Source organism: Bombilactobacillus sp. ESL1187 (assembly GCF_058107155.1).
Window position 1 is genome coordinate 378340 of record NZ_JBYLTZ010000001.1, and the last position, 14574, is coordinate 392913.

A 14574-nucleotide genomic window follows, 5' to 3' on the forward strand; every position below is an offset into this window, starting at 1 on the left:
CAAATTTAGTCTTAATGAACGGTAAAATTACGGTTTTGTAACCATTTGAATAATAAAACTAAAATAATTGTTTGAATTGGAATAAAAACAATTTCTTTTATTCCTCGAATCCATAACATTTGACCAAAATTTAAATTTCCCAAAACGCAAACCCAAAGAGTATTTAACAGCCAATTAACAATGAGCGTCACTTCAATTGTGGTCATTAATAAGCGTTGACTAGTGGGCTGATTATGATACAAATTGATTCCATATAAAAAGCCAGTGACTACAGCTGACAACGTAAAGCCCCAAAAAAATCCACCTTGTGGTGGAAAGATAGTATTAGCGATAATATCGGCAATCAGGGCAGCTAACGTTGACTTAGCGGGACCAAAATAATAACCAATTAAGGCAGTAATCACAAAACCAAAACCGACTTTTAAAAAACTTGGCCCTAAGTGAATGCGACCGACAATGACTTGCAAAGCCGTTAACATCGCTAACCAAGTGATATTAAAGGTCCGATTGTTTAACTGTAATTTATTCATTTTAAGCATCTCCTAAAGGAGCTGCCACTGTGATCGTGGCGAATGCGAGAATAAAACCGCAAGCTATCGCTTTTCGTCCAGCGTTCACATTCCGTTCCGCCAGCACTTAACGCTTTATTCCCTACTCCAAGATTTTTAACTTCTTAACCATATCATAGATTCAAACAAACATGTTAAAATTACTATAATAATTGTAAAAAGAGGCTTAAACCGTGAATAAAAAAATTTTAGTTTTACACACTGGTGGGACTATTTCCATGTCAGAAGACGAGCAAGGTAATATTAAACCCAACGCCCAAAATCCGTTAGCTAATTTAGAACTGCCTAATTCTGATCAACTACAAATTATTTCCGAGGAAATTTTTAATTTACCGTCGCCACATATGACACCCAAACAAATGCTAATGTTAACCAAGCGTTTACGCCAAGCAGCACAAGAAGGCTTTTTTGGTGCCGTCGTCACTCACGGTACCGATACTTTAGAAGAAACGGCCTTTTTCTTAGATTTAACTTTAGATAATGACATGCCGGTCGTGGTTACTGGTGCAATGCGTTCATCCAATGAAGTTGGTAGTGACGGACTGTATAACTTTCGTTCGGCGATTCAAGTAGCCAGTTCAAAAGCATCAATTGGTCAAGGCGTTTTAGTCGTCATGAACGATGAAATACATTCAGCCCGTTACGTCACTAAAACTCACACTACTAACGTCGCCACTTTTCGGACTCCAACTTTTGGTCCCATTGGGATTATCTCTGAGGGTCATGTCAATTATTTTCAAGAAATTGTTCCACATCAACACTTGCCAATTACCAACATTGTCGATCATGTTTATTTAATCAAAGCTTACGCTGGCATGACTGGCGAACTTTTTGAAGCCTTAGATCAAGAACAAACACAAGGCGTCGTCATTGAAGCCCTAGGTGCTGGCAATTTACCTCCAGCTACTTTAACCGCAGTTCATAACTTGTTGGACCATCATATTCCAGTAATTCTAGTATCACGTTGCTTTAATGGTATCGCTGAACCGGTTTATGATTATGAAGGTGGTGGTGTCAATTTGGAAAAAATGGGCATTACTTTTTGTCGTGGCCTCAATGGTCAAAAAGCTCGCATCAAATTATTAGTGGGAGTTAGTGCGGGATTAAATAATCAAGAATTACATCATTATATTAATAATTAACACTGCAACAAAAGCTTGTTAAAAGCTGAGGATTAACCTAAACTAAGGTCTTAAGTTGGTCTTTGGCTTGAGGGCTTAGTTGTAGTTAAACGCAAGCTTTTGGCTTTTGGTGCGCTATATCAAATACTGCAACAAAAGCCGCTTAAAAGCTGAGGATTAACCTAAACTAAGATCTTAAGTCGGATTTTGACTTGAGGGCTTAGTTGTAGTTAAACGCAAGCTTTTGGCTTTTGGTGCGCTATATCAAATACTGTAACAAAAGCTGGTTAAAAACTTCAAGTTAAAAGGCAAGACAATCATGGAAAAAATTCCAGATTATCTTGCCCTTTTATTTAGTGGTTAACTTTTGCTGCAACCACTTTTATTTTCACTAAGCTTTGCCAGGACGCTTAGCTTTTTCAACTTTTTGACCCATGACCATTTCGTCATTGTAGCCCCAGAACCAAGTGACAAGAAAGGCAACTACAATCGTGACAGCGCTAGCTAATAAGAATGCGTAAAAACTATGCAAGTCACCAGGATTTTTCGGGTTGAAGAAACTAGAAAAACCAATTAATCCACCTGTAAAGCCAAACATTGTTCCGTGCATTAAACCAGTAACTAAGCCACCAAAAGCGGCACCAATAGATCCAGAAATAAAGACTTTCTTATAGCGTAAGTTAACACCATAAATTGCCGGTTCAGTGACCCCACAAAAGGCACTAATCATGGCTGCAAAACCTAATTCTTTAATATCTGACTTCTTAGATTTAATCGCTACTGCTAAAACTGCCGCTCCTTGAGCAATCATTGTTGAACAAACAATCGCATTGATGGCACTTTGTCCGGTACTAGCAATCTGTTGTGCCACCAGTGGGACCACGCCCCAGTGAAAGCCAAAGATAACCAAAACTTGATACAAGCCACCAATAATAAAGCCGCCGAGCCAGCCAGAAACAGAAACTAACCAGTTGATTAAGACTGCTAAACCATTCGCAATCGTTTGAATAATTGGTCCAGTAATTACTAAAGTAATCGTAGCGACTATTAAAATCGTAATTAACGGGACAAAAATCATTTGTAGATAGGTTGGCAAAACTCGTTTTAACCATTTTTCACATTTCATTGCCAGCCAAGCTGCTAGAATCATTGGAAAAATTGAGTAAGTATAATTTAGAAATTGAAATTTCAACCCACCCAAACTAAACATTACTTTACCAGCTTTACCCCATGTCACTAATTGTGGATATGCTAAGACTCCACCAATCACTGCGGCAATAATGGGATCACTCCCCAAACGTTTAGCTGCACTAAAACCAACTAAAACTGGTAGGAAGAAGAAAGCTGAATCTGCCATTGCACTGACCGTAACATAAATGGCACTCTTCGTACTTAATAAAGAGCCCAATTGCGGTAAAGTTAACAATGCCAATAAACCTTTAATAATACCCGAGGCTGCAATAACACCAATGACGGGACTCATAGATCCCGTAATAAACCCAATTAAGTTACCAATTGCCCGAGAAAATGGATTACCACCCGTTTGTGGCGTTGTTGCTGCGGTGGCATCGTCATCATCAGTCTTCGCTAACTCCGGAAAGCGCTTTAAGATGGCATCAAAAGCGTTCGCTACCCCGTCGCCAATGACTACTTGATACTGGCCAGAAGCATGCATGACGTTTAAAATGCCACGTTGATTTTTCAAGATATCATCATTAGCCTGAGATTCATCTTTTAAATAAAATCGTAAGCGGGTGATACAGTGAATGACACTTTTAATATTGTCCACGCCACCAACGTTTTTAATAATAAAAGTTGCTAATTCATCATAAGATAATTTTTTATCAGCAGTAGCCGTGGTAGCTTTTGCTTTGAAGTAAGCCTTAGCTACCGGTTGACCTGATTGAACTGTAGCTTCAGTTAAATCTAAACCGTCTAAATAGTCATTGGAATTAGTAATGACCACAATAATTGTAGATTGTAAATCATGTTGCTTAATTGCGGCTAAATCCATTTTGGCCAGTGGCGCACCAGCTTTAATTTTTTGACCGGTTTGAACTGCCACTTCAAAAGCTGAACCTTTAAGATTGACCGTATCAATTCCCATATGAATTAAAACTTCTAAGCCACTAGCTGTCGTAATACCAATTGCGTGCTTAGTTTCCGCAACCATCGTAATTTGACCACCAACTGGTGCTACCAGTTGACCATCAGTTGGCTCTAAGCCAAAACCTTGGCCCATGATTCCCTGACTAAAAACAGGATCGTTTACTTTACTTAAAGCAATGGTTTGACCATTGGCCGGAGCTAAAAGCTGCTCCTCTTGATTAATAGCCATAATTTTCCCTCCCATGAAACGCTTACAGGGCATATTTTAAACTTGTATAGACAAGTTGTCAATTACTTAATTACAGCCAACTACTTTGGCAGCAGTCAAAAGCTTTTTTAGCAATAAATTTAAGTAAGTAATTCCAGATCAAATTAATTTTTTTCTTTTTATTCTTGGTTTCTTTACTTGTCTAGACAAAAATAGCTATAATATAATTAATTATTGAAAGGACTTCAAAATGACAGAATCAAAAGCCGTGCTCATTGCCAAAGATTTGGCTTCTAAAATACAACATCAGCAATTTCCCGCCGGAACTTTTTTACCGACTGAAAACCAATTAGCTACTCTATACGGAACTGCCCGCGAAACAATTCGCAAAGCTTTAGCGCAACTCAACGACTTGGGATTGATTCAAAAGATTCGAGGGAAAGGTTCCGTCGTTTTAAATCTCGAAAAATATTCTTTCCCGATCTCTGGAATTACCAGTTTTGCTGAATTAAATAACTCTTTAAAAATGCACGCTCAGACTCAGGTCTTAACTCTAAAAAAGATGGCCACAGCACCTAAAATGTTTCAAGCAAAATTTGCGAATGAGTCTGCCCAAAAGGGTATCTACTTAGAACGTTTACGCTTGATCAACGATGAACCGGCAGTACTAGATTGTGACTTTTTATTTACTCCTCCAATTAATGACTTACCGATGTCCGCCGCTCAAACTTCCATTTACCACTATTTAGAACAAGAATTGGGTCTGGAAGTCTCTTACGCCACCAAAACCATTACAGTCGAACAGGTCACGCCACAACTTCAAGCAAAATTGCACCTTAATAACAACTTAGTCGTGTTAGTGGCCAGTCACAGCTTTTTAAGCGACACTACTTCTTTTCAGTTAACATTATCCTTTCATAATCCTAGTAAATTTAAATTTGTGGATTTTGCTCGAAGAAAAAAAATTAAACTTTAGGAGACAATTATGACTAATTTAGGTAAAAAAGTGATTTACCAAATTTATCCCAAATCGTTTTACGATTCCAATAATGACGGTATCGGCGACCTGCGGGGAATTATTCAAAAAATTGATTATATTAAAAAATTAAACGTCGATATGATTTGGTTTAATCCATTCTTTGTCTCACCCCAAAAAGATAACGGCTATGATATTGCCAATTATTACCAAATTGACCCGCTGTTTGGTACTATGGCCGATTTTGAAGAGTTAGTTGCTAAACTCAAGCAAATTAATGTTGATGTCATGCTAGACATGGTCTTTAATCATTGTTCCATTGAAAACGAATGGTTTCAAAAAGCCCTTGCCGGCGATCAAGAATACCAAAAATTCTTTTACTTACGTAAAGCTAAGCCCAATGGTCAACTACCCACTAATTGGCAAAGTAAATTTGGCGGTCCCGCTTGGTCCCGCTTCGGACAAACGGACTATTACTACTTACATCTCTATGATCCTACTCAGGCGGACTTAGATTGGCATAATCCGCAAGTTCGCCAAGCCGTTTATCAAGTGATTAATTTCTGGCGCAATAAGGGGGTCAAGGGGTTTCGCTTTGATGTCATTAATGTCACCGGCAAAGCTGCTGTCTTAGTAGATTCCAGTAATCCACTGCAAGAAAAAAGCTTATATACGGATACACCGATCGTGCATCAATACCTCAAAGAAATGAACCAAAATAGTTTTGGACAAGATCCCGAAGCCATTACGGTTGGTGAAATGTCGTCCACAACTATTCCAAATTCGATTGCTTATTCGAACCCTGATAGTCATGAATTATCAATGGTTTTTAATTTTCATCACCTAAAAGTTGATTATTTAAATGGTGAAAAATGGTCCAAAATGCCGTTTGATTTTATGCAATTAAAATCTTTGTTGACTCAATGGCAAGAACAAATGGATCAAGGCCATGGTTGGAATGCTTTATTTTGGAACAATCATGATCAACCAATGGCACTCAATCGCTTTGGCGATCCGGGCAAATATCGGATTAAGTCAGCGCAAATGTTAGCTACTTCGATGCATTTACTGCGGGGAACACCTTATATCTACATGGGCGAAGAAATTGGCATGATTAACCCTTCGTATTCATCGATGGACGATTATGTCGATATTGAAAGTAAAAATGCTTACGCAAAACTAATTAATCAGGGTTTGACTCCCAAAAAAGCCTTAACTATTATACAAACTAAATCGCGTGACAATTCCCGCACGCCTATGCATTGGGATGACAGCCAGTATGCTGGCTTTAGTCAAGTCCAACCGTGGTTGTTGCCCACTGATCAACAAACTATCAATGTCCAAGCCGAATTAGCACACGGAGCAATCTTTGATTATTATCAACAACTAATTCATTTACGCAAAACAGAACCACTAATCTCAGATGGACACATTCAAATGTTCTTAAAAAATGATCCGCAAGTTTTTGCCTACCGCCGTTACCTTGATAACCAATCACAGCAATTATTAGTTTGGGCTAATTTTTATGGTCAAGACACCACTGTTGTTTTACCTAAAAATTTGCAAAATAAAACGTGTCAGGTAACAATCAGTAACTATCAAGTCCAATTAGAACAACTGCCCCCGACACTGAAATTACAACCCTATGAAGCACTAGCCGTTAAAATTAATTTATAAACATTAAAAATACCAGCCGGTTTTTGTAATTAACAAAACTGACTGGTATTTTAATAATTGCCGAACTTGGGGGTCAAAAGATAACTTGTATTGGAGACAAAGATTTTGCTTCGCAAGTTAGAAGTTTATTTTTACCACAAATCAATCGGCAAAAGTTTTTTAACTAAATTGCTACATTATCAAACTACTTCAACGTGTAACTGACCATCTTTCACTAATTTAACTTTCAACATGAGTTTGTAAATCACTAATGAAAGCACTGCCGGCACTACCACACCCATAATCAAGTAAACTACCAAAGCTTTCGGATTACTTGAGGCGAGATTAATTGGCACAATCAATGAATTCAGACCTAAACCTGCCAAAGTATAACTAACTTTAAAATGAAACACGATCGTCGCAATCGGTGCGGCAACCACTGCCGAAATAAATGACGGTACAGCTAACATCGGATTGATTAACAAATTAGGAAATTGAATTTTTGGTGTAATAAAACCTTGCGCAATATTGGCACCTAAATTATTTTGCCGCCAAGAAATCGCTAAAAAGCCGACAAATTGTGCAGTTGTACCAATTAAGGCCGCCCCTGACGAGAGTGGATCTAACATGACTGCCACTGCTAAGGCTGCTGAAGAAGCTGGCGTCATTAAAAATAGCGACCAAGCAAATGAGACACAAATAGAACCTAAGAGTGGATTAACCTGCATTGATTGAGCAATGAATTGACTCAACCAATTTAAGGCCGGTGTCGTAACACTTGCCAAACCTAAACCGGAAATCGTCCCCACTAACGTTGCACTTAATGGAACCAAGATCATATCTAATGGTGTTTTACCGGTTAAGTATTTACCAACCAAAGCGGCAATCAATCCGGCAGCAACCGCGCTAATTGGTTGTCCTGAAGTAAAAATTCCCGAATGGGCCGCTTCCACCAACATATTGCCAGTGGGCGTCACCCCTTTCATAGCACTACTTGTGAAATAAACCGCATTCGCACCAATTGTCGATGAAATCATCGAACTAAACATTACTAACGAGTTCGTTCTTAATTGAGTTGCAATAACCGCCCCAAAAGCAGGAGCTAACATCCACTGCGCAACGGCTCCAACTTGGTAGAGGGCGTGCCAGTGTACAAAATTAGCAATGGATTGAATCAACAAGCCCACACCTAACATTACTAAGACCGCATTCGATACCCCCGCAGATACTGTATAGACATAATCTTTAACAGTCATCTTATGTTCTTGTTGCACTGTTTCTTCCATAACTAAACACTCCCCATCTCTTCAATATCAACTTGCATCCATTGACTAAATTAAAAATTATTAATGATAACATTCAAATCTTCCTGCGCAGTTTTTACCAAGAGTCAAAAAAAGCCCTTTTAAAGAGTAAATGCTCTTTAAAAGGGCGTCAGTTCACGCGGTACCACCTTTTACTAAACTTATCCGAACTAACCGACTTGATCAGAGTCAACTAATTCGCGGCAGTGATAACGGCTGCTTTCCGGTAAAACTTAATTAATTTTCAGTTAACAACTAAGAAGTGAGATTCACATAAGACCTTTCACCTGCTTGCACCTAACCAGGCTCGCTAATAAAGATGTTTATGCTGTTTGTCTTCCTTAACGTTTTTTAATTTTTAATTTAATTGTTTTTAATGATAACCAGAGATGTGGTGCTTGTCAACCCTAAAATTAATTTTTTGTAACTTTATTTAATAATTATCTAAGCAAGTCCTGATTTGCTTCATATCTGCTGGCGTGGTACGACAACAACCGCCTAACACTCCCGCCCCTAATTCTAGCCACTGCGGCACTAAATCTTTAAATTGCAAAGCATCAGCCGTTTTTTGCCAAGTTTTAGTCAGCGGATCATACGTATCTCCATTATTCGGATAAACAATAACTGGTTTAGTGGTGTTTTGTGTAACTGCTGGTAATAATTGCGCCACATTGTCTAAGGCGGTGCAATTAAAGCCTAAAGCTACTATTTGAGGATGAACAGCAAAATACTGCACCGCCGTAGCCAATTTGGTTCCGTCACACAAACTATCTTGACCATCCACACTAAATGATAACCAAGCACCCAATTGGGGAAATTCCGTTTCTAATAACTCTACCAAGGCTTGGGTTTCTGCAAAATTCGGCATCGTCTCAAAGGCAAACAAATCAACGCCCGCTTCAGCCAAAATTTGCAGCCGTGGTCGATGAAAGGCTTGGTACTGTGCTTTGGTTAGCTGATAATCACCACGATATTCACTGCCATCCGCTAAATAAGCACCGTAAGGCCCAATGTCACCCGCAATTAAAACGGGACGTTGTGCGGATTGTTGGCGAACTTCTTTAGCCAATTGGCCAGAGCGTGCAATCAAATCCTGCGCCGTTTGTTCACTGTAACCAGCCTGCACAAAAGCTGGAATATTTGCTTGGTAACTATTCGTCGTCAAGACTTCACAACCAGCTTCTAAATAACTTTGATGAACCTGCTTAATCGCCGTGGGATTAGTAATTAACGCTTCCGCAGACCATAAATTATTATCAGTATCAACGCCAATTTTCTCTAGTTCACCCGCCATTGAACCATCAATTAAACGGACTTTTTCTTGGAAAAATTGGTGGACTTCCTTTAATTTCATTGCCATTTCACTCCTCATTGCTATCAATTATACTTTAATGATATTATAATCTGTGCAAATTTAATACACAGAATAAGGTGTAAAATGTGAAAAAAACTCAAACTGATCTCAAAAGAACTATGAACCAGTATCAACTATTCATGATTTCGTTAGGCGGGGTCATTGGTACCGGACTTTTTTTAAGTTCTGGTTATACCATTCATCAAGCTGGCCCCATTGGCACTATTTTGGCTTATGCTTTAGGAGCGGTGATTGTTTATTTAGTTATGTTGTGTCTAGGTGAATTATCTGTGGCTATGCCAGAAACTGGATCATTTCATGTTTATGCAACTAAATTCATTGGACCAGCAACTGGATTTACCGTCGCCATTTTATATTGGTTAACCTGGACAGTCGCCTTAGGTTCCGAGTTTACCGCTGCAGGCATCATTATGAAGCAATGGTTCCCCCATTCCCCCACTTGGATCTGGAGTCTGTTGTTTATGACTTTAATTTTTGTTTCCAATGCTTATTCCACTAAGTTCTTCGCGAATACCGAATTTTTATTTTCGAGCATTAAAGTCATTGCAATTGTGGTGTTCATTCTTTTAGGAGCTGCGGCTATCTTCGGGATTATTCCGATGAAAGGTTATACTCACGCACCACTCTTTCATAATTTATTTAAAGATGGACTCTTTCCCAACGGTTTTAAAGCAGTCTTTACAACCATGTTAACTGTTAATTTTGCCTTTTCCGGTACCGAATTAATTGGCGTCACTGCCGGTGAAACTAAAGACCCGGCTGTGGCTTTACCCAAGGCTATTCACACTACCTTATTTCGGCTAGTCCTCTTTTTTATTGGAAGTATCATTGTCATGTCCGCCTTAATTCCGTGGCAAAAAGCCGGCGTTAATCAAAGTCCGTTTGTCCTTGTTTTCAACAAAATGGGCTTACCGTTTGCTGGCGATATCATGAACTTTGTCGTCTTAACTGCCATTTTATCAGCCGCTAATTCGGGATTATATGCTTCAACGCGCATGTTGTGGTCACTGGCTCACGAAAAAATGATTCCTTTAAAGTGCGCACAAACCAATTCCCGTGGTGTTCCTATGATCGCTTTGTGCTTGAGCATGGTGGGCGGCGTTTTGGCGTTGATCTCTAGTGTTTATGCAGCTTCAACCGTGTATTTAGTACTCGTGTCTATTTCCGGCTTAGCCGTGGTCATTGTCTGGATGGCCATTGCTTTATCCGAAATTAATTTTCGCAAGCAATGGCTGCAAGCTGGCCACACTGTCGATGAATTACAATACAAAACTCCTTGGTATCCTGTGGTACCATGGGCTGCATTTATTGCAAGTTTATTATCATGTGTCTTGATTGTTTTTGACCCAACCCAACGGCCCGCATTATTTTATATGATTCCCTTTCTCATTTTGTGTTATGCTGTTTATTATCTTAAAGAATGGCTGGTCAAACGCCAAACTAAACATTAACTAGTAATACTTTTCAAATATCAAAATAACCAATTAAATTGCTTAACAAAAAAAGTAATGCCCACTTGCATTACTTTTTTTATATTTATAATATTAAAACTTTATCTTTATTTTCTGATTAAACTAAATTTACTTACTTAATAATGAAGCCGCCGCTTGATCTAGTAAGATTACGACATCTGAATGCCGTTGCAACACACTGGCAGGCACGTCCTCAGTCACCGGTCCTTCAATCATTTGTTGCACCGCTTGGGCTTTGTCCGCGCCAAAAGCTTCTAAAATGATCTGCTTGGATTGCATAATCGATGCAATCCCCATCGAGTAGGCTTTCTTTGGCACCTCTTCAATGTTCTTAAAGAAACGCGCATTGGCATCAATCGTAGATTGCGTCAAGTCAGCTACATGTGTCGTTAAAGCAAACGAGGTCCCCGGTTCATTAAAACCAATATGCCCGTTACGCCCAATTCCTAAAAGTTGTAAATCAATTGGATTTTGCGCAATTATTTGGTCATACCGTTGAACTTCTTGGTTTGGATCTGTTGCTAAACCGTCAGGTAAATAAGATTGAGCAAACGGTTTTTGCTTAAACAAATGTTCTTGCATAAAATAATGATAACTTTGATCATTAGCAGGACTAATCCCCAGATATTCATCTAAATTAATGGACACACATTGTGAAAAATCCAAATTACTTTGGACAAGATTTTGATAGGTCATAATAGGAGTTGACCCAGTGGCCAAACCAAAAGTCTGAGCTCCCTGCGTTAAACTAGCCGCAAACATTTGTGCTGCCTGTTGACTAGCAACCACTTGATCCTTAGAAATAATAACTTGCATAGTTGATCCTCGTTCCTCTAAATAATGGTCTAGTCCAATTATAATTAATCTAAACCATTAGTCAAGTTGCAAGCTTGCACTACTGTTTATAATAACTTCAAAAAGATCGTCGCAATCACCACTGAGGCCAAAGAAACTGTCGCAAAGCCCCCCACCAACATCTTGGGTAACATTTGATCTAACAAGTATTCATGCTGTTGCGGATCCTGCGTTAAACTATCCACTACTTCGTTGGTCAAAATGTAATCCATTGGAAAGCCGAATAAAGCAGTTAGTGAACAAGCAAAGGCCATTTGCCACGACATTTTTAAAGGTTTGGACAAAATAAACGAGATAATAAACATTCCCAATAAACCTAAAACAATTAACGTAAAAATCTGCACAATTAAGCCCAACACTTCCTGTGGTTTAATTAAACTCAATTGTGAAAATCCGTAAGCCAAAATTCCGTACATTAACCAATTATAAACGCCCGCTTGATTTAAAATTTCATCTTCTAAAAAGCCAATTTGATGAAAGATAACACCTAAAACCAAGCACCAGATACTAGAATTAATACTTCCGTGCATCAATTGTGACAACCCATTACCTAACAAAGCCACCAGTGCCACTTTAGCTAATAAAAAAGCCGATGTTTGATAAGATTTTGGTAGTCGCAAACGTTGTACCTTCTCGGCACGCTGATCGTTAGTTGCATTATCAATTTCAGGTTTCGACGAGAAAGTTTTTAACAGTCGGTGACCTTCTTGTTTTAAAACCAATGAAGTCAAAGGATAACCGACCAAAGAATGCATTACCATCATCGCAATCGGTAACGCTGATAAGGCAATAATTCCTTTTTGCTTGAGACCTTCGGTCATCAATAACGCGGCCACAATTCCACCAGTTAATGGAGGGATCGCCGCTATCACAGTATGCCAGTTAAATAATAACGTTCCAATCGTTAACGTTAATAATAAAGTTCCTAATACCCCACTAATTGCAATCAAAACCGCTTTCCATTGTTGTAACAACTTCTTTAAACTCATCATCGTTCCCAAATGGACTAAGATGAAGGACATAAACATATTAACCGCCGTATTCGTATATGACGCATTAGCTGCTAAATTTTTTGGAAAAAACGTCCAATAGCCAATTAAAAATAAAATAGCCGTAACAAAAATTGAGGGCAAGTAAGCATGAGTCTTAGTTGAAACCCACTCCCCCACAAACATACAACACATTACTGCCAAAAATGATCCAATAATCATTAGCACTTGACTCACCCTCTTCTTTCAATAAAAAATTAGTTTAATTTAATATTATTTAATAATATTTGTCAACGCTTTTTTATTTTCTGACAACTAAGTAGGATAAATCGCAAACTTTTCCAAATCATTTTTTAATAATTATTCAAATTAAAATCTTCAAAAAATCATCTTTCCTCTAAAAAATTTTAACGGTTATTCTTTTTCTTAAGCCATTTAATTCTCTGAAGACTAAAAAGTTTCCATCAAAATATTCTCCTCATTTCTTAAATTTGAACCAAAATAAAAAAATACCCGTCTAATTGCGGAGTATTTTTTTAAAAGTATTCTTAGAACCAAACTTATTATTTTACCAAACGAATAATCCAACTGTTGCTGCCGACAAAAGTGAAACTAAAATTCCAGACAGTAACAAATAACTAATATTTTTAGCGATATAATTGTTTTTCTCACGATCAATCAAATCTTTAAATGCCCCAATAATCATGCCAATCGTTGAAAAGTTAGCAAAGGAAGTTAAAAAGACGGTTAAGATGGCTTGATAATGTGGCGCCAAATCATGAATTGTTTTTGTAACTTTACCCATGACCACAAATTCGTTCGTCACTAACTTAGTTCCCATGTATTGAGCAAATTGAAAGGCATCGTGGACATTGAGCCCCATCAACCAAGCAAACGGGAACATGACAATTCCCAACAAGTGTTCCAAACTTAACCACGGATTGATAATTCCTAACAATTTATCAATCAAAGCTGCTAAGGCCACAAAGGCCACAACATTAGCCGTAATAATTAACACTAATTTACCAGCAGCTAAAATCGAATCACCTAAAAATGAGAAAAACGGTTCTTTTTCATTGCTACCAGCTTCTTGGTCAGCGTCATTAGCTTGACCACCAACAGTGGCAATTGTATCCTCACTCGGAGTAACTGTTACCGGGTTTAAAACACTAGTAACAATAATGGCATTAATGATATTCACAGGAATCGCGGTCAACACGTATTGTCCGGGCACCATTTTGGTATAAGCACCAATAATCGAAGCCGTCACACAACTCATCGACATCATCGCAATGGTTAAATTACGTTCCTTACTCATTTGCCGTAACTGAAGACCTGAGACTGCTAAGGCTTCAGTATTACCTAAAAACATCATTTCTACAGAAAAGAATGATTCAAAGCGGGGTTGACCAGTAACTTTAGCTAAACCTTTGCCAATCCATTTAATGACCCACGGTAGAAAACCAATATAAGTCAAAATATCAAACAGTGGAACAATCAACAAAATTGGCATCAAAACACTAATCACAAAGTCCATGTTTTTGACATGCACCATGCTTGGCAACGCGAACGCAATTCCGGTATAAGCTACTTGAACAAGTTGATTAAAACCTTCCGCAGCTCCGGAAACAATGTCCCGCCCAATGGCAAAACTAGTTAAGAACCAGGCAATCACTAAATTGATGATTACCATGATAATTACTGACCGCCAATTAATTGCCTTTTTGTTTTTCGAAAACAAAAAAGCTACTCCAATAAAGACCAGTAAACCAATTGCATTAACAATTAAGTACATCGCTCCTTCACTCTCCTATATTATCAGTCTAAATATATCATTACATTTTTTTTCGACGGTGGCAACGGAACTTTACTACAATTTATACATTAGATTTTACTAATTTAACCAAAATATCAAATTTAAACTATTTATTTTTTAATCA

General features: G+C 38.2%; 11 protein-coding genes, 1 riboswitch and 1 other annotated feature. Of the genes, 4 read left to right on the top strand and 7 right to left on the bottom strand.

Annotation, left to right across the window (positions count from 1 at the left end; all coding sequences use genetic code 11):
- Positions 1-11: 11 nt before the first annotated feature.
- A complete protein-coding gene (locus tag AC3B5B_RS02005) occupies positions 12-530 on the bottom strand; it encodes a folate family ECF transporter S component (RefSeq protein ID WP_489757222.1) in 519 nt (172 codons plus the stop codon).
- 34 nt (positions 531-564) lie between these two features.
- Positions 565-661: riboswitch (THF riboswitch) on the bottom strand.
- 81 nt (positions 662-742) lie between these two features.
- Here AC3B5B_RS02005 and AC3B5B_RS02010 point away from each other — a divergent pair.
- Complete coding sequence (locus AC3B5B_RS02010) at positions 743-1711, top strand: asparaginase (RefSeq protein ID WP_489769172.1); 969 nt, start codon at positions 743-745, stop codon at positions 1709-1711.
- A 370-nt stretch (positions 1712-2081) separates the two neighbouring features.
- Here the strand turns inward: AC3B5B_RS02010 and AC3B5B_RS02015 are convergent, their stop codons facing one another.
- On the bottom strand, positions 2082-4028 hold the full coding sequence (locus tag AC3B5B_RS02015; RefSeq protein ID WP_489769173.1) for a PTS sugar transporter subunit IIABC: 1947 nt from the start codon (positions 4026-4028) through the stop codon (positions 2082-2084).
- A gap of 229 nt (positions 4029-4257) precedes the next feature.
- Between AC3B5B_RS02015 and treR the strand changes: the two genes are divergently transcribed.
- Both treR and treC read left to right on the top strand, forming a co-directional pair.
- Entirely contained in the window at positions 4258-4983 is a 726-nt protein-coding gene (gene treR / locus AC3B5B_RS02020) for a trehalose operon repressor (RefSeq protein ID WP_489757219.1), read from the top strand.
- A gap of 9 nt (positions 4984-4992) precedes the next feature.
- Entirely contained in the window at positions 4993-6660 is a 1668-nt protein-coding gene (gene treC, locus AC3B5B_RS02025; RefSeq protein ID WP_489757218.1) for an alpha,alpha-phosphotrehalase, read from the top strand.
- Positions 6661-6839: 179 nt separating this feature from the next.
- Here the strand turns inward: treC and AC3B5B_RS02030 are convergent, their stop codons facing one another.
- Complete coding sequence (locus AC3B5B_RS02030) at positions 6840-7925, bottom strand: PTS sugar transporter subunit IIC (RefSeq protein WP_489757217.1); 1086 nt, start codon at positions 7923-7925, stop codon at positions 6840-6842.
- Positions 7926-8063: 138 nt separating this feature from the next.
- Positions 8064-8297, bottom strand: a binding site (T-box leader).
- 79 nt (positions 8298-8376) lie between these two features.
- Positions 8377-9297, bottom strand: coding sequence for a homocysteine S-methyltransferase (mmuM, locus tag AC3B5B_RS02035; protein ID WP_489769174.1), 921 nt, complete (start codon positions 9295-9297; stop codon positions 8377-8379).
- A 119-nt stretch (positions 9298-9416) separates the two neighbouring features.
- On the opposite strand from mmuM, the gene AC3B5B_RS02040 reads away from it, so the two are divergent.
- Entirely contained in the window at positions 9417-10769 is a 1353-nt protein-coding gene (locus tag AC3B5B_RS02040) for an amino acid permease (RefSeq protein WP_489757707.1), read from the top strand.
- Positions 10770-10898: 129 nt separating this feature from the next.
- Here the strand turns inward: AC3B5B_RS02040 and AC3B5B_RS02045 are convergent, their stop codons facing one another.
- The 3 genes from AC3B5B_RS02045 to AC3B5B_RS02055 all read right to left on the bottom strand — a co-directional run bounded on the left by AC3B5B_RS02045 (position 10899) and on the right by AC3B5B_RS02055 (position 14429).
- Complete coding sequence (locus tag AC3B5B_RS02045; RefSeq protein WP_489769175.1) at positions 10899-11606, bottom strand: glucosamine-6-phosphate deaminase; 708 nt, start codon at positions 11604-11606, stop codon at positions 10899-10901.
- Between the two features lie 86 nt (positions 11607-11692).
- Positions 11693-12856 carry a hypothetical protein gene (locus AC3B5B_RS02050; protein WP_489769841.1) on the bottom strand — a complete coding sequence of 388 codons (1164 nt, stop codon included), beginning with the start codon at positions 12854-12856 and terminating at the stop codon, positions 11693-11695.
- Between the two features lie 346 nt (positions 12857-13202).
- Positions 13203-14429: a NupC/NupG family nucleoside CNT transporter gene (locus AC3B5B_RS02055; protein ID WP_489757214.1), complete on the bottom strand. Its 1227-nt coding sequence runs from the start codon at positions 14427-14429 to the stop codon at positions 13203-13205.
- Positions 14430-14574 lie beyond the last annotated feature (145 nt).